Source organism: Candidatus Methylomirabilota bacterium (assembly GCA_035315345.1).
Classification (GTDB): Bacteria; Methylomirabilota; Methylomirabilia; order Rokubacteriales; family CSP1-6; genus CAMLFJ01.
Genome location: DATFYA010000215.1, coordinates 14,753 through 39,440, shown reverse-complemented (window position 1 = coordinate 39,440; position 24,688 = coordinate 14,753). Strand labels below are relative to the sequence as shown.

27 protein-coding genes are annotated in these 24,688 nt (G+C 71.2%); 12 read left to right on the top strand and 15 right to left on the bottom strand.

Features of this window, described 5'->3' with window-relative positions:
- Nucleotides 1–30: 30 nt before the first annotated feature.
- From VKN16_27880 to VKN16_27870, 3 genes are all read right to left on the bottom strand, one after another.
- A complete protein-coding gene (locus VKN16_27880; GenBank protein HME98042.1) occupies nt 31–1,311 on the bottom strand; it encodes an amino acid ABC transporter substrate-binding protein in 1,281 nt (426 codons plus the stop codon).
- Between the two features lie 90 nt (nt 1,312–1,401).
- A complete protein-coding gene (locus tag VKN16_27875; GenBank protein HME98041.1) occupies nt 1,402–1,797 on the bottom strand; it encodes a response regulator in 396 nt (131 codons plus the stop codon).
- Complete coding sequence (locus VKN16_27870) at nt 1,794–2,672, bottom strand: SMP-30/gluconolactonase/LRE family protein (GenBank protein HME98040.1); 879 nt, start codon at nt 2,670–2,672, stop codon at nt 1,794–1,796. Before VKN16_27870 ends, VKN16_27875 begins: the two co-directional genes overlap by 4 nt.
- A gap of 106 nt (nt 2,673–2,778) precedes the next feature.
- Here VKN16_27870 and VKN16_27865 point away from each other — a divergent pair, with 106 nt between their 5' ends.
- Both VKN16_27865 and VKN16_27860 read left to right on the top strand, forming a co-directional pair.
- Entirely contained in the window at nt 2,779–3,276 is a 498-nt protein-coding gene (locus VKN16_27865; protein HME98039.1) for a hypothetical protein, read from the top strand.
- A gap of 19 nt (nt 3,277–3,295) precedes the next feature.
- Entirely contained in the window at nt 3,296–4,339 is a 1,044-nt protein-coding gene (locus VKN16_27860) for an isocitrate/isopropylmalate family dehydrogenase (GenBank protein HME98038.1), read from the top strand.
- Nucleotides 4,340–4,403: 64 nt separating this feature from the next.
- Here VKN16_27860 and VKN16_27855 read toward each other — a convergent pair whose 3' ends face one another.
- Nucleotides 4,404–4,730 (bottom strand): hypothetical protein, encoded by a 327-nt coding sequence (locus VKN16_27855; protein HME98037.1) that lies wholly within the window; start codon nt 4,728–4,730, stop codon nt 4,404–4,406.
- A 108-nt stretch (nt 4,731–4,838) separates the two neighbouring features.
- On the opposite strand from VKN16_27855, the gene VKN16_27850 reads away from it, so the two are divergent.
- The gene (locus VKN16_27850) at nt 4,839–5,819 is read left to right on the top strand and encodes a Gfo/Idh/MocA family oxidoreductase (protein HME98036.1); all 981 of its coding nucleotides are present in this window, start codon (nt 4,839–4,841) and stop codon (nt 5,817–5,819) included.
- Nucleotides 5,820–5,928: 109 nt separating this feature from the next.
- Nucleotides 5,929–6,162 (top strand): hypothetical protein, encoded by a 234-nt coding sequence (locus VKN16_27845; protein ID HME98035.1) that lies wholly within the window; start codon nt 5,929–5,931, stop codon nt 6,160–6,162.
- 27 nt (nt 6,163–6,189) lie between these two features.
- Here the strand turns inward: VKN16_27845 and VKN16_27840 are convergent, their stop codons facing one another.
- The 6 genes from VKN16_27840 to VKN16_27815 all read right to left on the bottom strand — a co-directional run bounded on the left by VKN16_27840 (nt 6,190) and on the right by VKN16_27815 (nt 10,951).
- On the bottom strand, nt 6,190–6,906 hold the full coding sequence (locus VKN16_27840) for a Bax inhibitor-1/YccA family protein (protein ID HME98034.1): 717 nt from the start codon (nt 6,904–6,906) through the stop codon (nt 6,190–6,192).
- A 41-nt stretch (nt 6,907–6,947) separates the two neighbouring features.
- Nucleotides 6,948–7,817, bottom strand: coding sequence for a creatininase family protein (locus tag VKN16_27835; GenBank protein HME98033.1), 870 nt, complete (start codon nt 7,815–7,817; stop codon nt 6,948–6,950).
- 120 nt (nt 7,818–7,937) lie between these two features.
- Nucleotides 7,938–9,236, bottom strand: a complete 1,299-nt coding sequence (locus tag VKN16_27830; GenBank protein HME98032.1) for a glutamate-1-semialdehyde 2,1-aminomutase — start codon at nt 9,234–9,236, stop codon at nt 7,938–7,940.
- Between the two features lie 29 nt (nt 9,237–9,265).
- Nucleotides 9,266–9,787, bottom strand: coding sequence for a DinB family protein (locus VKN16_27825; GenBank protein HME98031.1), 522 nt, complete (start codon nt 9,785–9,787; stop codon nt 9,266–9,268).
- Nucleotides 9,777–10,319, bottom strand: a complete 543-nt coding sequence (locus VKN16_27820) for a VOC family protein (protein HME98030.1) — start codon at nt 10,317–10,319, stop codon at nt 9,777–9,779. Before VKN16_27820 ends, VKN16_27825 begins: the two co-directional genes overlap by 11 nt.
- A 14-nt stretch (nt 10,320–10,333) precedes the next feature.
- Nucleotides 10,334–10,951, bottom strand: a complete 618-nt coding sequence (locus tag VKN16_27815) for an NIPSNAP family protein (protein ID HME98029.1) — start codon at nt 10,949–10,951, stop codon at nt 10,334–10,336.
- Nucleotides 10,952–11,055: 104 nt separating this feature from the next.
- On the opposite strand from VKN16_27815, the gene VKN16_27810 reads away from it, so the two are divergent.
- The 5 genes from VKN16_27810 (at nt 11,056) to VKN16_27790 (ending at nt 17,808) form a co-directional block, all read left to right on the top strand.
- Nucleotides 11,056–12,075, top strand: coding sequence for an LLM class flavin-dependent oxidoreductase (locus tag VKN16_27810; GenBank protein HME98028.1), 1,020 nt, complete (start codon nt 11,056–11,058; stop codon nt 12,073–12,075).
- Nucleotides 12,072–13,331 (top strand): MFS transporter, encoded by a 1,260-nt coding sequence (locus VKN16_27805; protein HME98027.1) that lies wholly within the window; start codon nt 12,072–12,074, stop codon nt 13,329–13,331. Before VKN16_27810 ends, VKN16_27805 begins: the two co-directional genes overlap by 4 nt.
- Nucleotides 13,332–13,407: 76 nt before the next feature.
- A complete protein-coding gene (locus VKN16_27800; protein HME98026.1) occupies nt 13,408–14,670 on the top strand; it encodes an LLM class flavin-dependent oxidoreductase in 1,263 nt (420 codons plus the stop codon).
- Between the two features lie 25 nt (nt 14,671–14,695).
- Nucleotides 14,696–15,481: an alpha/beta fold hydrolase gene (locus tag VKN16_27795; protein ID HME98025.1), complete on the top strand. Its 786-nt coding sequence runs from the start codon at nt 14,696–14,698 to the stop codon at nt 15,479–15,481.
- Nucleotides 15,482–15,486: 5 nt separating this feature from the next.
- Nucleotides 15,487–17,808, top strand: coding sequence for a xanthine dehydrogenase family protein molybdopterin-binding subunit (locus tag VKN16_27790; GenBank protein ID HME98024.1), 2,322 nt, complete (start codon nt 15,487–15,489; stop codon nt 17,806–17,808).
- A 60-nt stretch (nt 17,809–17,868) separates the two neighbouring features.
- On the opposite strand, the gene VKN16_27785 is transcribed toward VKN16_27790, so the two are convergent.
- Nucleotides 17,869–18,516 carry a TetR/AcrR family transcriptional regulator gene (locus VKN16_27785; protein HME98023.1) on the bottom strand — a complete coding sequence of 216 codons (648 nt, stop codon included), beginning with the start codon at nt 18,514–18,516 and terminating at the stop codon, nt 17,869–17,871.
- A 2-nt stretch (nt 18,517–18,518) separates the two neighbouring features.
- A complete protein-coding gene (locus VKN16_27780; GenBank protein ID HME98022.1) occupies nt 18,519–19,457 on the bottom strand; it encodes a Rieske 2Fe-2S domain-containing protein in 939 nt (312 codons plus the stop codon).
- A gap of 219 nt (nt 19,458–19,676) precedes the next feature.
- Here VKN16_27780 and VKN16_27775 point away from each other — a divergent pair, with 219 nt between their 5' ends.
- Together VKN16_27775 and VKN16_27770 are read left to right on the top strand one after the other, a co-directional pair.
- Nucleotides 19,677–20,222 carry an HdeD family acid-resistance protein gene (locus VKN16_27775; GenBank protein HME98021.1) on the top strand — a complete coding sequence of 182 codons (546 nt, stop codon included), beginning with the start codon at nt 19,677–19,679 and terminating at the stop codon, nt 20,220–20,222.
- The gene (locus VKN16_27770; protein ID HME98020.1) at nt 20,219–21,217 is read left to right on the top strand and encodes an amidohydrolase family protein; all 999 of its coding nucleotides are present in this window, start codon (nt 20,219–20,221) and stop codon (nt 21,215–21,217) included. The genes VKN16_27775 and VKN16_27770 overlap by 4 nt, the downstream gene beginning before the upstream one ends.
- A gap of 18 nt (nt 21,218–21,235) precedes the next feature.
- Here the strand turns inward: VKN16_27770 and VKN16_27765 are convergent, their stop codons facing one another.
- The gene (locus VKN16_27765; protein ID HME98019.1) at nt 21,236–21,616 is read right to left on the bottom strand and encodes a carboxymuconolactone decarboxylase family protein; all 381 of its coding nucleotides are present in this window, start codon (nt 21,614–21,616) and stop codon (nt 21,236–21,238) included.
- A 104-nt stretch (nt 21,617–21,720) separates the two neighbouring features.
- Nucleotides 21,721–22,617, bottom strand: a complete 897-nt coding sequence (locus VKN16_27760; protein ID HME98018.1) for an NAD(P)-dependent oxidoreductase — start codon at nt 22,615–22,617, stop codon at nt 21,721–21,723.
- A 106-nt stretch (nt 22,618–22,723) separates the two neighbouring features.
- Between VKN16_27760 and VKN16_27755 the strand changes: the two genes are divergently transcribed.
- Entirely contained in the window at nt 22,724–23,374 is a 651-nt protein-coding gene (locus VKN16_27755; protein ID HME98017.1) for a methyltransferase, read from the top strand.
- Nucleotides 23,375–23,477: 103 nt separating this feature from the next.
- On the opposite strand, the gene VKN16_27750 is transcribed toward VKN16_27755, so the two are convergent.
- The gene (locus tag VKN16_27750) at nt 23,478–24,665 is read right to left on the bottom strand and encodes a CoA transferase (GenBank protein HME98016.1); all 1,188 of its coding nucleotides are present in this window, start codon (nt 24,663–24,665) and stop codon (nt 23,478–23,480) included.
- Nucleotides 24,666–24,688: the final 23 nt, after the last annotated feature.

Here is a 24,688-nt window from a genome sequence, read left to right as displayed (position 1 = left end):
AGGTCCCAGGAGAACAGGGAGCGGCTCGCGCTAGTTCTTCGCCGCCGAGTACGGGTAGATGATGTTGCCCGACTTGAACTCGTCGGGGTAGAGCACGACCTTCTTGCCCGGCCCGCGGAACTGCTCGACGCTCGTGCCCTGGATCTTCTGGTACTGCACCATCAGGGTGCGCCCCCTGGCCCACTCCCCGTTCTTGCCGAACTTGATCTTGCCCACGATGGTGTTGAACTCGGTGTTGCGGATGTAGTCGGCCATCTTCTGCTGGTCGAGGCCCTTGGTGGCCTCGATGGCCTGGGCCAGCACCTGGCCGGTGGCGTAGGAGTACGGCGGCAGGTAGTAGCCGAGCGGGTCGACGCCCGCCTTCTCCGCGCGCGCCTGGTACTCCTTCAAGAACTCCTTGATCCCGGGCATGGCCAGGAACGGCGGCTCGGGCGCCCAGAAGTCGTAGTTCACGATGCCGTTCAGCAGCGGGCCCATGCTGGTCATGATCGTGGTGAACATCAGGCCCACCATGCCCCCGCCCATGATCTTGGGCTGAAGCCCCACCTCGTGCGCGGCCCGCAGCATGCCCACCGAATCCGGCGGGTAGGAGGCCACGAACACGATGTCGGGGTTGGTGGCCTTGATGGCCCGCACGATCGGGGTGTAGTCGGTGGTGCTGGGCGGATAGGTCTTGTCGTAGACCGTCTTGAACCCGAACTTCTTGATCAGCTCGCGCGCGCCCACCAGCGCGTTCTGCGGGTACTCGGCGTCGGCCCCCACGATCGCCACCGTCTGCGGCTTCGGATTCTGACGCGCGGCCAGCTCGAAGAAGCCGAGCGCGGTGCTGGTCTCGGGCTCGGGCCCGTTGGGCGAGATCTGGAAGTAGTTCGGGTACTTGTACTTCTCGTTGTTGGCCAGCCCGAAGATGCCCATGACCAGCAGCTTGCGCTCCATCGCGATGGGCAGGAGCGGCGCGATGAGGTTGGTCCCGTAGCCGGAGGTGATGAGGTCGACCTTGTCGACGTCGAGCAGCTTCGAGTAGATGCCGGGCACGGTGGCCGGGTTGGTCTGGTCGTCGTAGAAGATCAGCTCCACCGGCCGCCCGAGGAGGCCGCCCTTCTTGTTGACGTCGTCCTTCCAGATCTGCAGGGCGAGCAGCGCGGGCTTGCCGTTGGCCGAGAGGCCGCCGGTCAGCGCCATGCCCAGCCCGATCCTGATGGGGTCCGCGGCCCGGGCCACGAAGGTCCCGGTGCCGGCCAGCACGATGCCTGCGATGACGGATACGAACAGAACCCAGGTCAGGATCGGATGGCGCCGGAACGGCCTCATGGCAGCCTCTCTCTCTGCGCGGCTCTCACGAGCGCGCCGGTGATCGGGGTGATCGGGCGGGCCAAGACTGCGACAGCGGGCGCGGCCTTGTCAAGGCGGACCGGGCCGCGCGGGCGGGCGCCGGGTGAACGGCGAGCTCGACGGGCGCAGGAGCTGACCCACCTTGTCGGTCAGCGCCTCCGGGGTGAAGGGCTTGGCGATGAACGGCAGCTGCGACTCGGTGATCTCGGCGATCTTGTACGCCGACATGAGCAGCACCTTCGCCGACGGCGCCAGGGCCCGGACCCGCTGGGCCAGCTCGGTGCCGCGCATCAGGGGCATGACCACGTCGGTGAGGAGCAGATCGATCGGCTCCCGGCCCGCGATGCGCAGGGCGTGGTGCGGATCGCGCGCGTCCAGTACCACGTAGCCCTTGGCCTCGAGCATGCGGCGCACCACGAGCCGGATGTCGTCCTCGTCGTCCACCACCAGGATGGTCTCCCTCATGCGCGCGCGCGCCGCTTCTCATACCACGGGTGTGGCTGGCCGGGCGCCTTCACGCGCATCGCGTACACCGAGGTGCGGGCGGTGAAGAAGAGCGTGCGGAGATCCGGCCCGCCGAAGGCGAGATTGGCCGGCACCTCCGGGGTGCGGATGATCCCGAGCCGCCTGCCGTCGGGCGCGAAGACCCACGTGCCGCCCGGCCCGGTGCAGTAGACGCGCCCCTCCACATCCACCTTCATGCCGTCGGGCACCCCGTCGGTCTCGTCGGAGGACATGTCGGCGAAGATGCGCCGGCGCACCATCTGGCCGCGACCGTCCAGCTCGAGCAGGTGGATGTACTGCGCCCACCGAGTGTTGGCCACGTAGAGCCGGCGCTCGTCGGGCGAGAACGCGAGCCCGTTCGGGTATTCGAAGTCGGCGACCAGGCTCACCGCCCCATCCGGCGCGATGCGGTACACGCCGGCGTGCGGAACCTCGCGCTCGGCCAGCGGCACCCGCAGGCCCGGGTCGGTGAAGTAGATGCTCCCGTCGGACCGGCACACCACGTCGTTGGGCCGGTTGAGGCGCTTGCCCTCGAACCGGTCCATCAGCACCTCGAACCGGCCATCGGCATCGCGACGGGTGACGCGGCGATGGTCGCCTTCGCAGAGGACGAGCCGCCCCTGCAGGTCGAACGTGGTGCCGTTGCCACCGCCGGTCTTCTCGCGGACGACTTCCGGCGCGCCCCCCGGCGGCAGGCGATACAGCATGCTCGCCCGCACGTCGACGAAGTAGAAGAACCCGTCCGGGTGCCACAGCGGGCCTTCGGTGAACACGAATCCGGTCGCCAGCCGCTGCGCCGGCGTCGCGTCGAGGATCGCGGAGAGCGGATCGGCCATGGGCGCGCGCCTCCTGTGTGGCCAGCAGTCTAGCACCGGGCCGGCTCCGCCGTGCGAGGCCCCGAGGCCGGTGCTATGGTAGGGCGGCGAGCGCAGAAGGAGACCCATGAGAGGACGGTCGAGCCGTCGCATCGTCGGGATCGCGCTCGCCGCGGTCGCCGCGGCGGGCTGCGCGAAGGGCCCGGTCAATGGACGCGTGGCGATGCCCGGGCACTCGGAATCGGCGCTGACCATGAGCTGGGAATCGGGGCTCTTCGGTGAGTCCGGCACGATGGCCGCCGCCCTGCCCGACGGGGAGCGGTTCCGGGGAACCTACCAGGTCGTGCGCGCGGGCATCGACCGCCGCGACATCCCGGCGGCCTGGACCGGCGAGGAGCCGATCGAGCAGCAGGGGCTGATCGACGGCACCTACTGGGGAGCCGGCGCCGACCACGTGGCCTTCGTGAACACGCATCGCAACCGCGCCATCGGCACGTTGAAGGGCGATCGCGGCAGCACCATGCTCTGTCGCTTCGATCTCCTCGACGCGGCCGGCGGCATGGGCGGCGGCGGATCGGGCGCGTGCCAGACTTCCCGCGGCGCCCGGATCACCGCGCAGTTCTAGAGCGGAGGAGGCTTCCGTCATGAAGACCGTCGTCGCGCTTCCCGGAGAAGGCATCGGCCCGGAAGTGGTGGACGCCACCTGCGAGCTGCTGATGGGCACCGGCTTGCCGCTGAAGATCCTGACGCCGCCGCAGGGTGCTCCCCTGCCCGACGAGACCAAGCGCGCGGCCCGCGAGGCCGATGGCGTGCTCTTCGGCGCCGCGGGCCCGAAGACCTCGCCGGTGGTCTCCTGGCTGCGCTGGGAGATGGCGGCGTGGGCCGGCGTGCGCCCGATCCGCTTCTTCCCCGGCATGCGCTCGCCGCTGGCCGAGCCGGACGGCATCGACTACGTCATCCTCCGCGAGAACAGCGAAGGCCTCTACCCGGGGCGCGAGGGCCCGCTCGCCGATCTGGTACGCCTCATGCCGGACATCGCGGATCGCACCGGTCGCACCGTGCGGGAGTTCGGCACCGAGGGGCGCTTCGCGGTGAAGGTGGTCACGCCGCGCGGGGCCGAGCGCATCGGGCGCTTCGCCTGTGACCTGGCGCGCCGGCGGCAGGCGCGCGGCAAGCCGGGCAAGGTGACGCTGGTGACCAAGTCCAACGTGCTGCCGAAGACGGACGGCCTCTACGACGAGATCGTCGGGCGCCTCGTGCGCGAGGCCGGACTGCCGTTCGAGCACTTCCACGTCGACGACGCGGCCCGGCGTCTCGTGCGGTTTCCGCGCGCGATGGACGTGGTGCTCTGCATGAATCTCTACGGCGACATCCTGTCCGACCTCGGCGCCGAGACCGCGGGCGGCCTGGGGCTCGCGCCCTCCGGCAACTTCGGCGACGGCTGGGCCTACTTCGAGTCGGTGCACGGCTCGGCGCCCGACATCGCGGGCCGGGGCATCGCGAACCCGACCGCCACGATCCTCTCCGCCGCGCTGATGCTCGAGCACATGGGCCTCCTCGCGGAGTCCCGGCGGCTCGAGGGCGCGGTGGGGCGGGTGTATCGCGACGGGAAGGTGCTGACTCCCGACCAGGGCGGCGCCGCCACGACCCGCGAGGTCGCGCAGGCCGTGCTGGCCGCGTACCGCTAGATGCATCGGGGGAGACCGCGCGAGGGCGGCCGGACCCGCGTCCGGCCACCCGGTCGCGTGTCGGCTACCGGGTCTGCCCGTCGTGCTTCTGACGGTAGATGCGCTTGCTCTGCACGTCCTGCGCATGCTCGAGTCGCGCCTTCTCCCGGCCGGTGATCTTGCCGTCGGCCTGCGCCCGGGTCTCGACGTTCTCCACGCGCTGCTGGCCGTGCTCGAGCCTCCGCGTCTCGCGCGGGGTCAGCGCGCCCGACTCGACGCCGCGGTCGATGCGCTGCTCCTGCCGATCCTGTCGGCGATCCACGCGCGTCTCCTGCGCGAAGACGGGCGTGGTCAACGACAGCGCGGCGATGCCGATCACTGCGACATTTCTGCACCGGGACACTGCGTTCATGAGGTCCCTCCGGGGATCGGGATTGTCGGCCGGTTCCGGCCCTTGCTGCTCTGCCCGATCTGACGCCGGAGGCGCCGCGGGAGTTTACACACTCGTCGAGAGGACGCCATGACCATTCGCGTGGCCGGAATCGAGGTCAGTCACTGGCACGCGGTGCACGACGCGGCCTATCTCCGTCACTTCGCCGCGATGCCGGACGTCGCGCTCGTCGGCGTGCAGGACGGCGACGCGAGCCTCGTCCGCAAGCGCGCGGCCGAGGTCGGAGATCCGCCGGTCTTCACCGACTATCACCGGATGCTGAAGGAGACGCGTCCGGATTTCGTGATCGCGCTCGGCCGCCATCGTCAGATGGCCACGATCGCGCACGACCTTCTCGACGCGGGCTATCCGTTCATGATGGAGAAGCCGATGGGCGTCAACGCCCAGGAGGTGCAGTCCATCGCGGACAAGGCGGCGCGGCTCAACGCGTTCGTGTCGGTCCCGCTGTCGCAGCGCTACCAGCCCTTCGCGATCCGCGCCCGCGACCTGATCGCGTCGGGACGCCTGGGGCCGCTCTCCCACATCTATATCCGCGTCAACCGTCCGGGCCCGGCGCGCTATCCGGGGTGGGACAGCGCGTGGATGCTCGATCCCGCCGAGGCCGGCGGCGGCTGCCTGCGCAACCTGGGCCCGCACGGGTTCGACATGTTCCTCTATCTGACCGGCGAGGACGCGCAGGTGACCGGCGCGCAGATCAGCCGGCGCGCGCACGGTCAGCGCGTCGAGGACTACGCCTCCGCGCTGCTGCGCTCGGCCAGCGGGATCCTCGGCACCATCGAGGTCGGCAACACCTTCCCGCGCGTGGGCACCGACGGCGAGTGGAAAGTGGCCGGCCGCGATGGAATCCTGACCCTGAAGGACGGCGTCCTAAAACTGGCCGGCGCCGGCGGCGACGAGGTGGAGAAGGGCACCGAGATCGAGACGCCCTACGCCACCGCGATCCGCGACGCGCTCGAGGCCTGGCAGAGGGGGGCCGCCCCGCCGATCAGCGTGCACGACTGCCTGCGGGCGGTCCGGCTCATCGACCAGGCCTACGCCCTGGCCGGGTAGGTCCCGGGAACCCCGGGGGAGGTGGGCCGGTTGAAGTCGTGGTCGATGGTGTCGACGTGCCCGTACAAGGCGCGGACCGAACGGGCCCGCGGATCAGGAGCGCGTAAAGATGACTGCCGTCACGGTGAGCAGGGTCGGCCGCAGAGGGAAGAACGTTCTACTTGGCGCACTGCTGGGCGCCGCCGCGCTGGGCCTCTTGTCGGGGTGCGCCTCGATGCCCCAGGGGCCCACGTACACCGACGCCGAGCTCCGGGCCCAGTGCGAGCGCCGGGGCGGATGGTGGCGCGGCAACCTGATCCCGGGCTTCTGCGAGTACCAGTCCGCCTCGCTGCAGTCGCCCTAGCGGCGCCGGCTTTTTCATCAGCCAGCGCTAGTCGCGGCTACTGCCCTGGAAGCGGAGCAGGATCAGGAACAGGTTGATGAAGTTGAGGTAGAGGGATAGGGCCCCGACGATCGCGTAGGAGCCCAGCTGGCCGCCCGGGATGCTCAGCGCCATCACCTTCAGGCGCTGGGCGTCCCACGCGGTGAGGCCGGTGAACACGACCACGCCCACCACCGAGATCAGGAACTGCAGCGCCTCGCTGTGCCAGAAGATGCCCACGATCGACGCCAGGATCAGCCCGATCAACCCCATCATCAGGAACTGGCCGAACCCGGCCAGACTCCTCTTCGTGGTCGAGCCGAACAGGGCCATGGCTCCGAACATGCCGGCGGTGATCATGAAGGTGGTGGCGATCGACGCCCCGGTGTACATCAGCAGGATCAGCGACAGGGTCACCCCGTTCAGCGCCGAGTAGACCACGAAGAGCCCGGCGGCGGTGTTCGGGGCCAGGCTGGTCGCGCGCGCCGAGAGATAGAAGACCAGGCCCAGCTCGGCCAGGATCAGCACCAGGAACAGGACCTGGTTCGACGCGATCGTCCGTACGAGCGCGGGCGAGGACACCACCAGGTAGGCGACCACCGCGGTGATGCCCAGGCCGACGAACATCCAGCCATAGACCTTTCGGAGAAACGCGGTCACTTGCTCGGCCGCCGCCGTCGCGGTGATCGGAGCCGTGGCGTCTGGGTTGAACCGGTAGTCGGCCATGGTCGTGCCTCCCGCCTGCGCGAGTGGGTGGATCCGGTCCCTTAGTCTAGTCGCGACGAACGGCCCCGTCCACTCGGCCGTCGGCCCCCGCGCGGCGCGGGTCCGAGCGCGCGAAGGATCTCGCGCGCCATCAGCCGGCCCCGCAGCGCCAGCACGCGCCGCGCGGTCGCCGCCTTCGCCGCCGCGGGCCAGCCGAAGTAGCCGGCGCCGCCCGGCGCGATCTCCTCGAATCGCCGCGCGCCGCGCGCGAGCGCGCCGCGGAAGTCCACCCAGGCCGGCGGCAGTCGGCGGGCCAGCGCTCGGCGCACCAGGCGCGGACGACAGGCCAGCACCAGCGCGGTCTCGAGCTCGCCCGCGTGCCACTCGCCCTGCGGGTTCGGGCTCCGCGACAGGCGCAGCACCGCCGGGTTGAGCATCGCGGCCAGGCTCGACGTTTCCGGGCTGAAGCCGGCGAACAGGATCTGCAGGCGGCCCGCGCCGGCGCGCGTCCGCCGCCGGGCGCCGGGCCGGGTCAGCGCGCGCTTGGCCTCGGCCATCGCCCGCAGGTGACCGGGATCGGCCTGGTAGTTCGCGAGGACGAAGCGACGGAAGCCGTGACGGGCCAGGCTGCCGACGACGTCCACGATCACGCGGCGGAGCGTGCCGACGGAGAGCGAGACGGTGCCAGGCCACGCCTCGGCCAGCGGGCTGGCCCCGTAGGGCAGCGACGGGGCCAGCACCGGACGATAGCCCGCGCGCCGCAGGTGAGGCGCCACGTGGCGCGCCAGCTCCTCGGCGCCCAGCCAGTCCACCAGCAGCGGCAGGTGGGGGCCGTGCTGCTCGACGGCGCCCAGCGGGAGCAGCACGATCACCCGCGCGTCGCGCGCCAGCCGCGCCGCCTCCCGACACGTGCACTCCGCCAGCTTCAGCATGGGGTCGTCACCACGGGGTCAGGTCTTGCATTACGACATTTTCGGAACGCGCGGCGTTGTCGCCTGACGCGGCGAAAATGTCGTAATGCAAGACCTGACCCCGTCAGAGCGCTGACCCCGTCAGAGCGCTTTCAGGGCGTCTTCGCAGGCCTGGAGGGTGGTGGCGACGTCGGCGTCGGTGTGGGCCAGCGACATGTACATCTTCTGGGTGTTCTTGACCACGCCGCGCTTGATCAGCTCGGTGGTGAAGGCGCGGGCTCGCGCCCCGTCCGCCTTCTGCAGTGAGCGGTAGTCGGTCACCGGCTCGGCGGTGAACAGCAGATCGAAGACCACCGGCTCGCCCACCACCTGCGCGGCGAAGCCGGAACGCGCCGCGATCTCGGCGAGGCCGGTCATCAGCTTCCGCCCGGTGCCGAGCAGCCGCTCGTAGGCGCCCGGCTTGCGTAGCTCGGCCAGGGTGGCCAGACCCGCGACCGCGGCGATCGGGTTGCCGTTGAGCGTGCCGGACTGCGAGATGAACTCGCCCCGGCCGTCGCGCCCCGGGTCGAAGGGCTGCATCAGGTCGGCGGCGGCGCACACCGCGGCGAGCGGGAAGCCGCCGCCCACGATCTTGCCCACGCAGGCGATGTCCGGCACCACGCCGTAGTACTCCTGCGCGCCGCCGTAGGCCAGCCGGAAGCCGGTGACGACCTCGTCGAAGATCAGCAGCACGCCGTGGCGCCGCGTGATCTCGCGCAGCCCGGCCAGGAACCCGGGCTGGGGCGGGATGAGCCGCTGGAAGGGCTCGATGATGACCGCGGCCAGCTCGTCGGCGTGCGTGGCCACGATGCCCTCCACGGTGGCCAGGTCGTTGTAGGGCGCGACCAGGACCTCGTCCTCGAGCGCGTGCGGGATGCCCGAGGAGTCCGGCACCGGTGCCGGAAACGCCTTCGGCGAGCGGGGCGCCGACGACATCATCGAGTAGTCGTGGGCGCCGTGATAGCCGCCCTCGAACTTGAGGATCTTGTCGCGCTGCCGCGCGGTGCGCGCGACCCGCAGGGCGAAGAAGGTCGCCTCCGAGCCGGTCGAGGTGAAGCGCACCTGCTCGGCGCACGGCACCGCGCGGCAGATCTCCTCGGCCAGCTCGATGATCGGCTCGGTCACCATGAAGTAGGTCGTGCCGCCGGCCAGCTGCTCGCGCACCGCCGCCACCACCGCGGGATGGGCGTGCCCCAGCACCAGCGGGCCCGAGGCCATCACGTAGTCGATGTACTCGCGGCCGCTCACGTCGTAGATCTTGGAGCCCTGGCCGCGCTTGACCACGAAGCCCACGTCGTCGGCGTAGCGGGAGGTCCCCAGCACGCCGCCGGGCAGGCGCTGACGGGCGCGCTCGAGCAGTCGGGTCTCTTCGGTCGATCGGGGCGTCGTGGTGTCGGGCATGGTCGTCCTCGGATGACGGGGGTGCGGGGTCAGGGGAGCGAGAAGCGCTGCGCGTTGCCCATGTGGGGCCACGCGTAGGCCTGCACGTTGGCCAGCATCTGGCGGATGTGGTTGCGATCGTGGTGCACCCACTCGTGGAGCAGATCGGACACGCGGAGGAGCCCGACCTTCGGGTGCGCGCCGCCGCGCCCGAGCTCGGCAGGCGCGAGCCCCGCCACCTGCGTCACGCTCGCGTCGCGCAGGTCGCGGAACTCGCGGTAGAGCGCCGACCAGTCGCGGCGGCAATCGTGGCGGGCGCGCGCCACCGCCTCCTGGTCCCACCCCTCGAGCGCGGGCGTGTCACCGGCCAGGATGACGGCGATGCGGCCGGAGAAGCCGCGCCGCTCGCACTCGATGAGGTGGCCGAGCACCTCCTTCGCGCACCACTCCCCGGGGGCGGGATGGAACTCGAGGGCGTCCGGGGCGAGCGCTCCCATCTCGGCGTGGATCATGGTGGCGGCGGCGCCGAGCAGCGCGGCCACCGCGGACGGCGGCAGCGGCTCAGCCGTCACGGACGACCAGCTCGGCCACCGGCACGCCGGCCTCGAACTTCCGCACCAGCTCGTCGGGATCGAACTCCACGCCGATCGGGTTGCGATCGAACGCGGGCGAGTGCATCCAGGCCTCGCCCTCCTCGACGGTCGCGAAGTTGTCGATCTGCAGCTCGACCCGGTTGCCGTCGGGGTCGGCGTAATACATGGAGGTGGTCGGCCCGTGGTTGATGGCCAGGAACGGGCGCACGCCATCCGTCTTCAGGCGCGTGTAGGTGTCCAGCAGCTCGCCCATCGAGCCGAAGGTGAAGGCCACGTGGTGGAGGCCCGGCTGATCGGTGTCGCGCACCATCAGCTCACCGCCGGTCGACCGCGGGGCGAGGGGCCCGAAGTCGATGAACGCGACGCGATGGTGCTCGTCGTCGTACGTCACGAAGCCGAGCTGCGCGTTCTCGTAGACCACGCGGCCGCCCAGCACCGCGCAGTACCAGTCCTGCATCGCCTGCTTGCGGTTGGTCTGGAACACCACGTGCGCCAGCTTGGTCGGCGGCATGGGCGCGCGCTCCGCTACTGCAGCGGCGAGAAGGCCGAGGGCATGACGATCTTGGTCTCCTGCGCCAGCAGCTCGTCGCCGCCGCCCGGCGGGGGCCAGACCCCGGCCTTGCGCGCCTGCTCCCGCACCTGCAGCCGCTGGTCCATGCTCTTGTAGGCCCAGATGTGGACGAAGCGGTTCGCGCCGCCGAACTCCATCCCGCCGGCCAGCACCAGGGGCGAGAGCTTGACGCGCTCCCCGATCGCGCCCTCCCAGCGCTTCATCACGCCGGGCAGCGAGCCGGGAGTCAGGCTGTAGCGGCGGATCTCGAAGATGGGACCCATGGTGCCCGGGGTGATCTCGGGCACGAAGGCAAACGGCGTGAGCACCTCCACCTGCTGGTCCACGACGAAGTCGCGGATCTTGGGCGGCCAGTTCGACTCCTTGGCCGCCTCGGCCCGGACGCGGGCGCGCTCGGCCAGGTCGCGGTAGCCCCACACGTGGATGATCTCGTTCAACGGACCGATCTCGGTGTGCCAGAAGGCGGTGAGCGGCGAGTACTTCTTCCGGTACTCGTACGCCTCCCCGAATCGCTTCTCCACCTCGGCGAGGCTGCGGGGCTTGAGCGCGTAAGTACGAAATTCGTAGATCATCGCTGGTCTCCTTCGATGTCGCGCGAGGATGGTCCGGCTCCCGGGAAGTCTGCGCCCCGATTCCGGAGACGTCAAGCGGCCGCCGGTGCTAGGGTGTGACGGTCATGGCGCCCGCTCGCCCGCGGTTCGGCATCGTGTTCCTGCCCGAGTCGCTCGGCGGCTTCGGCGATCTCTGCCGCGAGGCGGAAGCCGAGGGCTTCGACTGGCTCGGGGTGGCCGACTCGCAGTCGGTCTTCCGCGAGCTGTACGTCGCGCTCACCCTCGCGGCGCTGCATACGAAGCGGATGCGCGTCGGCCCGCTCGTCACCAACCCCCTCACCCGGCACCTGGTCGTCACCGCGAGCGCGATCGCCAGCGTGGACGAGGTGTCGGGCGGACGCGCGGTGCTCGGCCTCGGCTCGGGAGACAGCGCGATCTACACCATCGGCGCGCCGCCGGCCACGCTGGCCGGGCTCGAGGAGGCCATCGTCACGCTCGGCCGGCTCACCCGCGGCGAGCCGATCGAGCGCGAGGGCCGCACCTGGCGCGTCCACCGCTCGACCCGACGCATGCCCCTCTACCTCGCCGCGGAGGGGCCGCGCACCCTCGAGCTGGCCGGCCGCCTCGCCGACGGCGTCATCGTCGGCCTCGGGCTCACCCCCGAGGTGATCCGGCTCTCGCTGGCCGCCATCGAGCGCGGCGCCCGCGCGGCCGGCCGCACCCTCGACGACGTCGACGTCTGGTGGTTCGCCAAGACCAGCCTCGCCGACCGCCGCGACGAGGCGATCGCGCCGATCACGATGGCGCTGGCGGCCAGCGCCAATCACGCGTTCCGCTTCACGCTGGAGGGCAAGGGCGTGCCGGTCGATCTGCACGAGAAGATCCGCGCGCTGCAGCGCGAGTACAACGCGCACCACCACGAGATCCCCGGCGCGGGCAACGCGAGCCTGCCCGACCGCTGGGGGCTCACCGAGTTCCTGGTGGACCGCTTCGCCATCGCGGGCACGCCGGATGACTGCGTGGCCCAGATCCGCCGCGCGATGGACGCGGGCGCGCGGCAGTTCATGATCACCGGATTCGTGCCGGACCCGGGCGCGTTCATGCGCCGCTGGGCCCGCGACGTCGCGGGCCGCGTCGCCGGGTGATCCTCGCCGCGTTCCACGTCAAGAGCTTCCGCTATCAGTGGCCCGCGGATCTCTTGACCTCGTGGGCTTTCGAGATGGAGACCATCATCCTCGGCTGGTACGTGATGGTCCAGACCGGCTCGGTCCTGCTGCTCACCGCCTTCGGCTCGCTCCAGTTCCTCGGCACGCTGGCCGCGCCGATGTTCGGCGTGCTGGGCGACCGGGTCGGCGGCCGCCTCATGCTCTGCTTCATGCGCGCGGTGTACCTGTCCCTCGCGGCGCTGGTGATGCTCCTGGCCCTGACCGGCGCGCTGTCGCCGGCCTGGGTGTTCGTGGCCGCGACGCTGAACGGCATCTTCCGGCCCAACGACCTCGTGATGCGCAACGCCCTCATCGGGGAGACGATCCCGCCCGCGCATCTGGTCGGCGCGCTCGGCATGTCGCGGGCCACCATGGACTCGGCGCGGGTGGGCGGCGCGCTCGCGGGCGCCGGGCTCTCCACCGCGCTGGGCATCGGCTACAGCTACCTGTTCGTCACCGCCTTCTACGCGGCGAGCTTGACGCTGACATTCAGGATCGCGCGGGCGCGGCCCGTGCCGGATCCGGCCGCCCCCTCACCCTACCCTCTCCCCCTCGCGGGTGACCGGCAGGGAGCGTCGCGGTGGCGCGATCTGAAGGACGGGCTCGCCCACGTGCGGGAGACGCCGCGGCTGCTCGCGCCGATGTGGCTCGCGTTCCTCATCAACCTGACCGCGTACCCGGTGTCGGGCGGGCTGCTGCCCTACGTCGCGCAGCGGATCTACCACGTGGACGCCACCGGCCTCGGCTGGCTGGTGGCCGCCTTCTCCTTCGGCGGCCTGCTCGCCTCGATCGGCGTGGTGGTGACGGGCGGGTCGCGCCATCCCGAGCGCGCCACGCTCGTCTATACCGCGGTCTGGTACGCGCTGCTGCTGGGCTTCGGCCACCTGGCGAGCATGGGCCCGGGCCTCCTCACGCTGCTCGCGGCCGGGTTCGTCCAGAACGTGGCGATGATCTCGATGACCGGCGTGCTGCTCGCCGCGGCGGGTCAGCGCTTCCGCGGCCGCGTGATGGGCGTGCGCGCGCTCGCGGTCTACGGGCTGCCCATCGGGCTCATGGTCTCGGGCGCGCTGATCGGGCGCATCGGCTACCCGGCGACGATCACCCTGTCCGCGGCGGTGGGCCTGCTGTTCACGCTGCTCATCGGGGTGCGGTGGCGCGCCGCGATGTGGCGACGGTCCCGCCCGGTCACCGCCTGACGCTCCGCCCGCGCCCGCGGTCCGCTCCATTGATATACTCTCCCGGCACGATCAGCCGGACCCGTGGGAGGAGCCGATGAAATTCACCTGGTTCAATCTGATGCCGTGGCCGTACCTGCCCGACGATTTCCGGGAGAAGCACCGCTCGGTGTGGGTCGACATCCCGAACACGCTCTACGACCCCCGGAAGGGCCACTACGTCTACCACCAGTACATGGACCAGCTGGAGTACGCGGAGAGCCTGGGCTTCGACGGCATCGGCTGCAACGAGCACCACCAGAACGGTTACGGGCTCATGCCCTCGCCCAACCTGATCGCGGCCGGCCTGGCTCGCCGGACCTCGCGCGCGGCGATCTGCGTGATCGGCAACTCCATCGCGGGCTACAACCCGCCCATCCGGGTCGCCGAGGAGTTCGCCATGCTCGACGTGATCTCGGGCGGGCGCCTGGTGGCCGGCTTCCCGGTCGGCACCCCGATGGACACCAACTTCTGCTACGGCCAGATTCCCGCGCTGACCCGCGACAAGTACCAGGAGGCCCACGACATGATCATGAAGGCGTGGGCCGAGGACGAGCCCTTCGCCTTCGACGGCAAGTACAACCAGCTGCGCTGGGTGAACTGCTGGCCCAAGCCGATCCAGAAGCCGCACCCGCCGATCTACATCCCGGGCGGTGGGTCGATCGAGACGTGGGATTTCTGCCTCGACCACGACTACAACTACTCGTACCTGTCCTTCTACGGCTACCTGCGCGGCAAGTCCCTGCTCGAGGGCTACTGGGACCGCGTGGCCAAGCGCGGCAAGGACGACTCGCCCTATCGCGCCGCCTTCGCCCAGATCATCTGCGTGGCCGACTCCGACGCGGAGGCCGAGGAGCTCTACGCGGAGCACTGCCTCTACTTCTTCAACCGGTGCCTCCACGTTTTCCCGCCCTTCGCGGATCCGCCCGGCTACCGCACCGTGAACACCATCAAGTACGGCGCGCTCTCCCAGCTGCGGATGGAGGCGCAGCGGATCATGCAGGGCCTCACCTGGAAGCAGCTCGTGGACGAGCGCTTCATCATCGCGGGCAGCCCGGAGACGGTGCGCCAGCAGCTCGAGGAGTGCATCACCGGCCTGCGCATCGGCCATCTCTTCTGCCTGCTCCACACCGGCAACATGCCGGACTGGAAGACGCGCCACTCCACCAAGCTCTTCGCCGAGAAGGTCATGCCCCAGCTGCGCCACCTGTGGTCGGACTGGAAGGACGACACGCGCTGGTGGATCCATCCCATGGACGAGCGCCTCCACCCCGAGGAGACGAGGCCCGGCGCCGAGAAGCCCGGTCAGGAGTGGCGGTGATCCCGCGCGCGACAGAGTCCACGGCATGAAAGCGCTGACCATCGAGACTCGTCGCGGCGCGCGCTGCCGCGTGCTGGAGGCGGGCAGCGGGCCGCCGGTCGTCTTCCTCCACGGCGCGGGCGGCCTCCTCGCCGACAACCCGTTCCTCGATCGGCTCGCCGCGCGCTACCACGTCTTCGCACCCGAGCTGCCCGGCTACGGCGAGTCCACCGGCGAGGAATTGCTGGAGGACATGCTCGACTTCACGCTGCACGGCTGGGACGTCGTCTCGGCGCTCGGTCTCACCCGCCCGCATCTGATCGGCCATTCGATGGGCGGGATGATCGCGGCGGAGATGGCCGCGGTCGCGCCGCGCGACGTGGACCGGCTCGTCCTGGTGGCCGCCGCGGGGCTCTGGCTCGAGGAGCACCCGATCCCGGACATCTTCGCGCTGCTGCCCGGAGAGCTCGTCGAGCTGCTGTTCCAGGACCCCGCGCAAGGGCAGACCCTGCTCACCGGCGGCGTGGACTTCTCGGACATGGAGGCGTTCAAGGCGTTCTACCTGGGCCAGCAGCGGCGGCTCGCCATGGCGGGCAAGATCCTGTTCCCGATCCCGAACCGGCGGGTCTCCAAGCGGCTGTACCGCGTCGCCGCGCCCACGCTGGTGCTCTGGGGCGACGCCGATCGACTGATCGTTCCCGCGTACGCCCGCCAGTGGGGCCGGCTCATCCCGGGCGCCACCGTCGAGATGATTCCCGACGCCGCGCACATGCTGCCCTACGAGCAGCCGGAGGCCTTCGTCTCGGCGGTCTCCCGATTCCTGCCCCGGTAGACACGATGACCGACCGCGCGGCGAGCGACGGGCACGGCGACGGCTGGATCGGGCGCCCCCTCAAGCGACGAGAAGACCACCGGCTGCTGATCGGCGCCGGCGCGTACGTGGACGACATGACCCCGCCGGGCTGCCTGCACGTGGCGCTGCTGCGCTCCGCGCACGCCCACGCCCGCATCACCCGCCTCGACGTCGAGGCCGCGCGCCGCGCTCCGGGCGTGCGGCTGGTGGTGACCGGCAAGGACGTGGCCACCCTCGGGCCCATGCCGGTGAACCGTCTGATGCCGGACATGCGCGTGCCGCCGCATCCGATCGTGGCCGACACCCACGTGCACTCGACCGGCGTGCCGGTCGCCGCGGTGGTGGCCGACGATGCCTATCGCGCCCACGACGCCCTCGACCTGATCGAGGTCGACTACGAGCCGCTGCCGGCCCTGTCCGAGCCCGGACCGTCCCTCGCCGCCGGCGCCCCGCAGCTCTTCCCGGAGGTCGCGGGCAACCGGGCGCTGACCCGCGCGCTCCGCGAGGGCGACGCGGCCGCCGCCTTCCGCGCGGCCGCGCACGTGGTGACGCTCGACGTGGCTCAGGCACGCGTGTCGGCGGTGGCGATGGAGCCGCGCGCGGTGCTGGCCAGCTGGGATCGCTTCGCCGAGGAGCTGTCGATGTGGGTCTCCTGCCAGGCCCCGTTCCGCATCCGGGCCGAGGTGGCGCGCCTGCTCGACCTGCCCGAGAGCCGGGTGCGGGTGATCGCTCCGGACGTGGGCGGCGGCTTCGGGGTGAAGACCGGGCCCTACCGCGAGGACGTGCTGCTCGCCTGGCTCGCCCGGCAGCTCGGGCGTCCGGTCAAGTGGGTCGCGCTGCGCCGCGAGGACCAGCTCACCACCAACCAGGCGCGCGGCTCTCTGTGCGAGGGCGCGCTGGCGCTGGACGCCGACGGGCGCATCACCGGCCTGCGCGCGACCATCGCCTCGCCGCTCGGCGCCTCGCTCATGAACGCGGCCGCCGGTTCGCCCTGGAACCACGCCCGGCTGCTGCCCGGCGCCTACGTGATCCCGTCGTGCGACATCACGGTGTCCGGCGCGGTGACCACGACCGCGCCGGTGGCGGCCTACCGCGGCGCCGGGCGCCCCGAGGCCTGCTTCTTCATCGAGCGGCTGATGGACACCGCGGCGCGCGCGCTCGGGCTGGACCCGGCCGACCTGCGCCGGCGCAATTTCATCGCGGCCGATCGCTTCCCGTTCCGGACCATCACCGGCCAGGTCTACGACTCCGGAGATTATCCGCAGGCGCTGGAGCGTGCCCTGAAGGCGGCCGACTACGACGGCCTCCGGCGGCAGCAGGCCGAGCGGCGGGCCCGTGGCGAGATCGTCGGCGTCGGGCTCGCGTCCTACGTGGAGCCGTGCGCGCTGGGCTGGGAGAGCGGCGCGATCCGCGTCGAGCGCTCCGGCAAGGTCACCGCGATCACCGGCTCGAGCGCCCACGGTCAGGGGCACGAGACCACGTTCGCCCAGGTGGTGGCCGACCACCTCGGCCTCACCCCCGACGACGTCACCGTGCTCCACGGCGATACCCGCTCGGGGCCGGAGGGCTTCGGCACCTTCGGCAGCCGCAGCGTGGCCCTGGGTGGCGGCGCGCTGGCGCGGGTGTCGGTGGAGGTGCGCGACAAGGGCCGGCGCATCGCGGCCCGGCTGCTGGAGGCCGCGGTCGAGGACGTCGTCGCGGCCCGCGGCGGCTTCCACGTCGCCGGCGTGCCCGCCAAGCGCGTCACGTGGAGGGAGGTCGCGGGGGCGGCCTACGCGGGCGGCCAGGCGCTGCCCGCGGGCGACACGCCCGGGCTCGAGGCCACCACCTACTTCCAGGCCGAGGCGGAGTGCTGGAGCTTCGGCACGGTGGTCTGCGCGGTCGCGGTGGATCCGGAGACCGGCCGCCTCGTCATCGAGCGGCTCGTGTGGGTGGACGACGCGGGCACCATCATCAATCCGCTGCTGGCCGAGGGGCAGCTGCACGGCTCGCTGGCGCAGGGGCTCGGCCAGGCCCTGATGGAGGCCATCGTCTACGACGCGGACGGGCAGTGCCTGACCAGCACCCTGATGGACTACGCGATCCCGCGCGCGGAGGACATGCCGGCGGTGCTGATCGAGAAGATGCACACGCCCTCGCCCCGCAATCCCCTCGGGGCCAAGGGCCTGGGCGAGGCCGGCTGCATCGCGATGCCGCCCGCGATGGTCAACGCGGCGGTGGACGCGCTGGCGCCCCTCGGTATCACGCACGTGGACATGCCGCTCACCGCCCCGCGCCTGCGCGCGGCGCTCACGGCACGGCGCTAAAGTACCGGCGGCTCCCTGCGGCGAAGGCGGTGGCCGAGGCGGCCGCACGCCGCACGATGGTCACGACGTCTTCCTCCGTCGCGCCGAACGCGGGCCGGGCGCGACCGCGCCCGATCGCGCGCCGGCCACCAGCAGGCGCATCGCCTCGCGCTGGATCGCGCGGAAGTCGGGCTTGTCGGGCAGCTTGCCGGCCAGGTGCAGGACGACCAGGCCGTGCATGGTGGCCCAGAAGACGTAGCCCATGAGCTGGGGATCGCCGGTGAAGACGCCGGCCTTCACCAGGCCCTCCAGCGCCGCGCTCATCATGCCGCGCGCCCGATTGCTCGCGCGGACCAGATCCGGGTAGCGGTCGGGGTGCGGCTGCGCCAGGTCGAACATCAGCCGGTACCCCTCGGGATCGCCGAGGGCGAAGCGGATGTAGGCCTCGCCCATCGCCTGACCGCCCGCGCGCAGGTCGCCGCGCGTCTGCCGCGCCGCCTCTTCCAGCGCCTGCGCGAAGCGGTCGAAGGCGGCGGCCCGCACCGCGGCGAGGATCTCCTCCTTGTCGCGGAAGTAACGGTACGGGGTCATCGGGCTGCAGCCCAGCTCGTCGGCGAGCTGACGCATGCTGACCCCGTCGACGCCCTGCCGGGCGAAGCGCTTCTGGGCCACCGCGCAGAGCCGCGCCCGGAACGCCTCGACGTCGGCCTTCGAGAGGTTGCGCGGCACGGTCAGGCCGGCGGGTGCGCGCGCGGGAACCGGCGCACGTACTGGAAGAAGCGCGCCAGGTGCCGGTCGGAGGCGACCAGCACACCCGGGCGGAAGCGGATGGTGTCGAGCACCGGCGCGTCCTCCGCGAGGAGCTGGCGCACCAGCCGGCCCACCGACTCGAGCTGCTCGGCCACCGCGTCGCGGCCCCGGCCGCCGTCCCGCACGCCGTAGGCGTAGAACCCCATGGAGCGACCGTGGGTGATCGGCGCGCCGCTGAACAGCATGAACATGTCCTCGTCGCCGAAGGCCAGGTGCTGCGAGAACGTGTTCACGCCGGTGATGAGCCCCTCCTGCACGAAGGCCTCCGACGCGATCCGGTAGTCGATGGAGTGCTCGCCCACCCGCACCGCGTCCGGGTCCACCGCGGGCAGGCCGTGGAGCGTGCGCAGGTGCTGGAAGTCGACGCCGTTGGAGGTGCCCACCCAGGGCTCGGTGTCGCGCACGCCGCGGAAGTGCGTCTCGACGACCAGATCGCCCTCGTCGGCGCCGGGGATGCGCGGCGGCTCGAACGTCGGCGATTCGCCGTTGAAGATCCAGATCAGGCCCCACGCCTCGATGCTCGGATACGTGGCGATCCGCGCCGCCGGCGGGATGCGATCGCCGGCCGGGATGTCGACGCAGCGGCCCGCGCAGTCGAACCGCCAGTGGTGGTAGGCGCAGCGGATCTGCCCATCGATCACCTGCCCCACCGAGAGATCGGCGCCCAGGTGCGGGCAGTAGGCGCCCTGGACCACCGCGCGGCCCGAGGCATCCCGGTAGCAGACGACCCGCGTGCCGAGCACGTCCCGTCCGATCGCCTGCCCGGCCGGGATCTCGCGCGCCAGCGCCAGCGGAAACCAGGATCGGTGATAGCCCGCGGGGATCTTCTCGGTCCGTCGCTTCGCCAGGGTCGGGCGCATGGGAGCCTCCTCCGGTTCGGCACGGCGTCTGATGCTCATGGATGGACACTGTATATTTACAGTGTACTCACAGTCAAGAGCGCGCCGAGGACGGCGCCGGGGTACGACCAAGGTCCGATGGCGCGCGGGCGCCGGGCCCCTAGTATGGGCGGGCGTGCCACGCGCTGACGTCCACTTCGAGATCTCGGTCGGCCCCGGGGCCCTCCGGGGGAGGTGATCATGGCGACCCACATCATCGAGCCGGGACAGCTGCCGACCCGATGGACACCCCTATTGACCCTCGGCATCGTCCTCATCGCGTTCGGCACCCTGGCCCTCGCGGTCTCCTTCGTGACCACGCTCGTGTCGGTGCTCGCCTTCGGATGGCTCCTGCTGGTCACCGGGGGCACGGAGACGGTGTACGCCTTCAAGAACGCGCGCTGGGCGGGTACCATCCTGCACGTGGCGAACGGGGTATTGTCGGGGACGGCCGGCTTCCTGCTGGTGATGAACCCGGCCGCGGGCGCGGTGGTGCTCACGCTGCTCATGGCCATGTTCTTCCTGATCGGCGGCCTCTTCCGTATCGGAGCCGCGCTGGTGATGTCGGTCCCGCACCGGGGCTGGATCCTGCTGAGCGGTGCGGTCACCCTCCTGCTCGGCATCTTCATCTGGCGGCAGCTGCCCGGGGCCGCGATCTGGCTGATCGGCACGTTCGTGGGCGTCGACATGATCATGATCGGATGGTCGTGGACCATGGCCGCGCTGGCCGGCCGCCCGCGTCAATGAGAGCCATCGACGTCCACGCCCATCTGGTTCCCCGGTCGGCCTGGCGTGCCGCCGAGACCGGCCGCGACTGGCACGGCTACCGCTACGAGGCGGGCGAGGGCGTGGGCACGTTCGTCGGCGGCGGCCGGCGCATCGCGTTCACCTCGCCCAAGGTGCGCTTCACCCCCGAGGAGCGGCTGCAGGACATGGACGCCCAGGGCGTGGACGTGCAGGTCGTCTCGATCCACACCCCGTTCTTCGGCTATCACCTCGACGGGCCGCGCGGCCTCGCCCTGGCCCGCGAGGTCAACGACGAGATCGCGGCGATGACCCGGCAGTGGCCGCAGCGGTTCGCCGGGCTGGCGACCCTGCCGGTGTCCGACGTCGCGCTCGCCATCGGGGAGCTGGAGCGCGCGGTCACCGTGCTCGGGCTCAAGGGCGCCGAGCTGGACACGGTGGTGAACGGCGAGAACTGGGACGAGCCGCGCTTCCGGCCGCTCTTCCGGGCGGCCGAGGCGATGGGGGCGGTGCTCTTCTTCCACCCGCAGCCCCAGCACAACTTCATGGTGGAGCGGGCGGGCCGCTACGGGCTCTTCAACAGCCTGGGCGTGATCGTCGAGGACGCCATCGTCGTGGCGATCCTGATCCTGGGCGGCATCCTCGAGCAGTGCCCGGGGCTCAAGGCCTGCATCGCCCACGGCGGCGGGCCGGCGTGCCATGCGATGGGGCGCCTGGACCGCGCCTGGCAGAACACTCCGGCCGAGCGCCGGAGCATTTCCCAGGCCCCGAGCCAGTATCAGCGGCGGCTCTACTACGACACCGTGGTCGGCAACGAGCAGACGCTGCGCTTCCTGATCGACGAGGTCGGCATCGACCGCGTGGTGATGGGCAGCGACTGGCCGTTCGTGCCCTGGCATCCGTCGCCGGTCGCGTGGGTGCGGGGCTTGACGCGCCTGAGCCAGGAGGAGAAGGAGCGCATCCTCTGGCGCAACCTGGAGTCCCTGCTCGGGCTCTAGCCGGCGCGCGGTCCGGCGCTATTCGAAGGCGCCCGCGCGATCCAGCTCCATCAGGGCCTGCGCGCCGGTGCTGAAGGTGGGGCCGCCGCCCGGCACCGCGGCGGACTGGATGGCCTCGAGCAGCTCGCGCTTCGTGGCGCCGTGCTCGATGGCCCGCCGCATGTGGGCGATCACGCCCTCCTTCCGGCCGCGGAAGGCCAGGATGCCGATGATCACCATCTCGCGATGCTTCACCGACAGCTCCTTGCCCTCGCCGATGGACAGCGCGCTCAGCGGCTGCCGCGCCTTCACGTACTCCGGATCCTCCCTCGCCACCCACTCCCAGAAGGGATAGCCGTAGGGGTTCCTGGTCCCGCCGGCGGGACGGTCGGGCTTCGCGGGCTGACGGCGCGTGGGCATCGCGACCTCCTGGGATGCGGGCTCGGGGGTGCAGTCTCAGGCGGCCAGGCGGAGCGCGCGCCCGGCGTCCGGGTTGACACCGTGGAGGCCGAGCTTCATCGCGCTCACCGCGGGGTCGGCGGCTTCATGCCGGCCAGGCGTTCGATGATCGTGAACACCACGCTCGTGTCCTGCTCGCCGAGGCCGGCGGCCAGCGCGGCCTGCTGGTAGTGCTGGGCCAGGTTGGAGAACGTCACCGGGACGTTCAGCTCCTTGGCGATGGTGTGGAAGGTCTCGAGGTCCTTGTTCATCAGCGCGACCTTGAAACCCGGCTCGAAGTTGCGCGGGATGAGGGCGCGCGGAATCCGCTCGATCGCCTTGCTGCCGCCGCTGCTGGCCTTGACCACCTCGTAGATGGTCATCGGGTCGAGCCCGGCCTTCACGCCCAGGAGGAAGCCCTCCATCATGGTGGCGCTGTTGACGCACGCCATCATGTTGTTGATCGCCTTCACGGTGTTGCCGGCGCCCACCGGCCCCACGTGGAAGATGTTCGGCCCCATCGCGCGCAGCACCGGCTCCGCCTGCTTGAGCGCGCCCGCGTCGCCGCCGACCATGATGGCCAGGGTCGCCGCGGCCGCCCCGCTCACGCCGCCGCTCACCGGTGCCTCGAGGAAGTGCACCCCGCGCTGGCGGGCCACCGGCTCGATCTTCCGCGGCGTCGAGGGCAGCACGCTGCTGAGGTCGATCAGGATCGTCCCGGGCCGGGCCCGCTCGACCAGCCCGCCCGGCTGGAGATAGGCCGCCTCGACGTCCGGCGACGCGGGCAGCGAGGTGAGCACCACCTGGCAGCCCTCGACCACCTCCTGGGCGGACCCGGCGCGCTTGGCCCCGGCCTGGACCAGATTCTCCATGGCCTTCGGGTTCATGTCGTAGACCGTCATGGGGAACCCGGCCTTGAGCACGTTGCCCGCCATGGGATTGCCCATGTTCCCCACCCCGATGAAGCCGACCGAGAGAGCCATCGCGCGCCTCCTTGGCGAAACTGCCGTCGAGCCCCGGGATCGAAACGAACGCGCCGAGCATAAACCTCCGCGACGGACGGATCAACGTGCGCTAGACTTCGATTTAGTGCTACGCGAGTTCGCCCTCGACGCGGTCGGGATCGTCTCAATCGAGGAGACTTCGTCGAAGCATCTGCTCAAGCTCTCGACGCGCTCCTACTGGCAGCGCGTGTGGCCGGCCGGCCTCGGCCTGTCGGCCCACATCGTCGAGCGGTTCGGCCCGGACGGCTTGCGGGGCCGGCGCGTGCTCGATCTCGGCTGCGGGGTCGGCCTGGTCGGCATCGTGTGCGGGCGCCTCGGGGCCGACGTGACCTTCCTCGATCGCGAGGCGGGCGCGCTCGCCGTCGTGCGGCGCAACTGCCGCCGCAACGGCGTCGGGCCCGCCCAGACCATCGGCGGCGACTGGAATCACGGCGGAAACCGGCTCGCGCCCGACGCCTACGATCTGGTGGTGGGCGGCGACGTGGTCTACGACGACGTGGAGTGGCCGGGCATCGGTACCGGCCTCATGCGCACGCTGCGCGCGGGCGGCCGCGCGCTCCTGGCCGACCCCGGGTGGGTGGCCGACGGCCAGCTCCGCGCCGCGTTCCGAAGAACCGGGTTCGCGGTCGATCGGACCGTGCTGCACGTCCAGTGGCCGCCCTGGCGCACCACCCATCAGAAGCGCAAGGCCATCAACATCTACAGCCTCCGCCGCGCCGACGCCGTCCCGCACTAGCTCCCCCTCGATCGGCTCCTTCTCCACCAGATCGACCGTGCCGACCGACGGCCGCCCACCTGCACCGGGCGACTCGCGTAGACGTGCATCGGCCCGGGGCGGTCTAGATGACGCCCCGGTGCGTGAAGTCGGCGATCTCGTCCTTGGTGTAGCCGAGCCCGGTCAGGATCTCCTCGTTGTCCTGTCCCAGCTCGGGCGCGGGTCCGCGGATCGGCAGGCGGCGCTCGCCGTGCGAGACCGGGTGGCCGAGGATGGTGAGATCGCCGAGCGCCGGCGAGTGCACCGGCTGCGCCATCTCGAGATGCTTGACCTGCGGATCCGCGAAGGCCTCGTCGACGCGGTAGATCGGCCCGCACGGCACCCCGGCCTCGTTGAGCAGCCGGATCCACGTCGCGCTGTCCTTCTGCCGGGTCACCGGCATCAGCGTCTCCATCAGCACGTCGCGGTTGGCGGAACGGGCCTTCGCGGTGGCGAAGCGAGGGTCGGTGCGCAGGTCCGGGCGCTCGATCGCGCGGCAGAGCCGCTCGTACAGCTCGTCGCCCGCGGCCGCGATGTTGATGTGGCCGTCCCGGGTCTCGAACACGCCGGTGGGAATGCCGGTGGGATGGTTGTTGCCGGCCTGCGCCGGCACCTCGCCGCTCATGAGCCAGCGCGAGGCCTGGAAGTCGAGCATCGACAGCATCGCCTCCAGCAGCGAGGTGTGCACCCACTGGCCGCGCCCGGTGCTCTCGCGCTCGATCAGCGCGACCAGGATGCCCTGGGCCAGCAAGATGCCCGAGCACAGATCGGCGATGGGAATACCGACCCGCACCGGCCCCTGGCCGGGCAGGCCGGTGATGGACATGAGGCCGCCCATGCCCTGGGCGATCTGATCCACGCCGGGCCGGTCGCGATAGGGCCCGCTCTGCCCGAAGCCGGAGATGCTGCCGTAGATGAGCCGCGGGTTGATCGCGCGCAAACTCTCGTAGTCGATCCCGAGCCGGCGCTTCACGTCGGGGCGATAGTTCTCCACCACCACGTCGGCGCCGCCCGCGAGACGCTTGAAGATCGCCACGCCCTCGGGATCGCGCAGGTTGAGCGTCATGCCCTGCTTGCCGCGGTGGAGGTTCTGGAAGTCGAAGCCGTGACGGTTGCCGCCCATGCCGTCGCCCGAGCGGCCCCCCGGCATCTCGATCTTGATGGCCCGCGCGCCCCAGTCGACCAGCTGCCGCACGCAGGTGGGACCGGCGCGGGCCCGGGTGAGGTCGAGCACCGTGTAGCGCGCGAGCGGCAGGGCGGCATTGGGGGCCATGCGTCTCTCCTCCCGGCCGGGAA

Coding starts and splice junctions, on each gene's coding strand:
- VKN16_27880 (HME98042.1), bottom strand. CDS start 1,311: ATGAGGCCGTTCCGGCGCCATCCGATCCTGACCTGGGTTCTGTTCGTA.
- VKN16_27875 (HME98041.1), bottom strand. CDS start 1,797: ATGAGGGAGACCATCCTGGTGGTGGACGACGAGGACGACATCCGGCTC.
- VKN16_27870 (HME98040.1), bottom strand. CDS start 2,672: ATGGCCGATCCGCTCTCCGCGATCCTCGACGCGACGCCGGCGCAGCGG.
- VKN16_27865 (HME98039.1), top strand. CDS start 2,779: ATGAGAGGACGGTCGAGCCGTCGCATCGTCGGGATCGCGCTCGCCGCG.
- VKN16_27860 (HME98038.1), top strand. CDS start 3,296: ATGAAGACCGTCGTCGCGCTTCCCGGAGAAGGCATCGGCCCGGAAGTG.
- VKN16_27855 (HME98037.1), bottom strand. CDS start 4,730: ATGAACGCAGTGTCCCGGTGCAGAAATGTCGCAGTGATCGGCATCGCC.
- VKN16_27850 (HME98036.1), top strand. CDS start 4,839: ATGACCATTCGCGTGGCCGGAATCGAGGTCAGTCACTGGCACGCGGTG.
- VKN16_27845 (HME98035.1), top strand. CDS start 5,929: ATGACTGCCGTCACGGTGAGCAGGGTCGGCCGCAGAGGGAAGAACGTT.
- VKN16_27840 (HME98034.1), bottom strand. CDS start 6,906: ATGGCCGACTACCGGTTCAACCCAGACGCCACGGCTCCGATCACCGCG.
- VKN16_27835 (HME98033.1), bottom strand. CDS start 7,817: ATGCTGAAGCTGGCGGAGTGCACGTGTCGGGAGGCGGCGCGGCTGGCG.
- VKN16_27830 (HME98032.1), bottom strand. CDS start 9,236: ATGCCCGACACCACGACGCCCCGATCGACCGAAGAGACCCGACTGCTC.
- VKN16_27820 (HME98030.1), bottom strand. CDS start 10,319: ATGCCGCCGACCAAGCTGGCGCACGTGGTGTTCCAGACCAACCGCAAG.
- VKN16_27815 (HME98029.1), bottom strand. CDS start 10,951: ATGATCTACGAATTTCGTACTTACGCGCTCAAGCCCCGCAGCCTCGCC.
- VKN16_27810 (HME98028.1), top strand. CDS start 11,056: ATGGCGCCCGCTCGCCCGCGGTTCGGCATCGTGTTCCTGCCCGAGTCG.
- VKN16_27800 (HME98026.1), top strand. CDS start 13,408: ATGAAATTCACCTGGTTCAATCTGATGCCGTGGCCGTACCTGCCCGAC.
- VKN16_27795 (HME98025.1), top strand. CDS start 14,696: ATGAAAGCGCTGACCATCGAGACTCGTCGCGGCGCGCGCTGCCGCGTG.
- VKN16_27790 (HME98024.1), top strand. CDS start 15,487: ATGACCGACCGCGCGGCGAGCGACGGGCACGGCGACGGCTGGATCGGG.
- VKN16_27780 (HME98022.1), bottom strand. CDS start 19,457: ATGCGCCCGACCCTGGCGAAGCGACGGACCGAGAAGATCCCCGCGGGC.
- VKN16_27775 (HME98021.1), top strand. CDS start 19,677: ATGGCGACCCACATCATCGAGCCGGGACAGCTGCCGACCCGATGGACA.
- VKN16_27770 (HME98020.1), top strand. CDS start 20,219: ATGAGAGCCATCGACGTCCACGCCCATCTGGTTCCCCGGTCGGCCTGG.
- VKN16_27765 (HME98019.1), bottom strand. CDS start 21,616: ATGCCCACGCGCCGTCAGCCCGCGAAGCCCGACCGTCCCGCCGGCGGG.
- VKN16_27760 (HME98018.1), bottom strand. CDS start 22,617: ATGGCTCTCTCGGTCGGCTTCATCGGGGTGGGGAACATGGGCAATCCC.
- VKN16_27750 (HME98016.1), bottom strand. CDS start 24,665: ATGGCCCCCAATGCCGCCCTGCCGCTCGCGCGCTACACGGTGCTCGAC.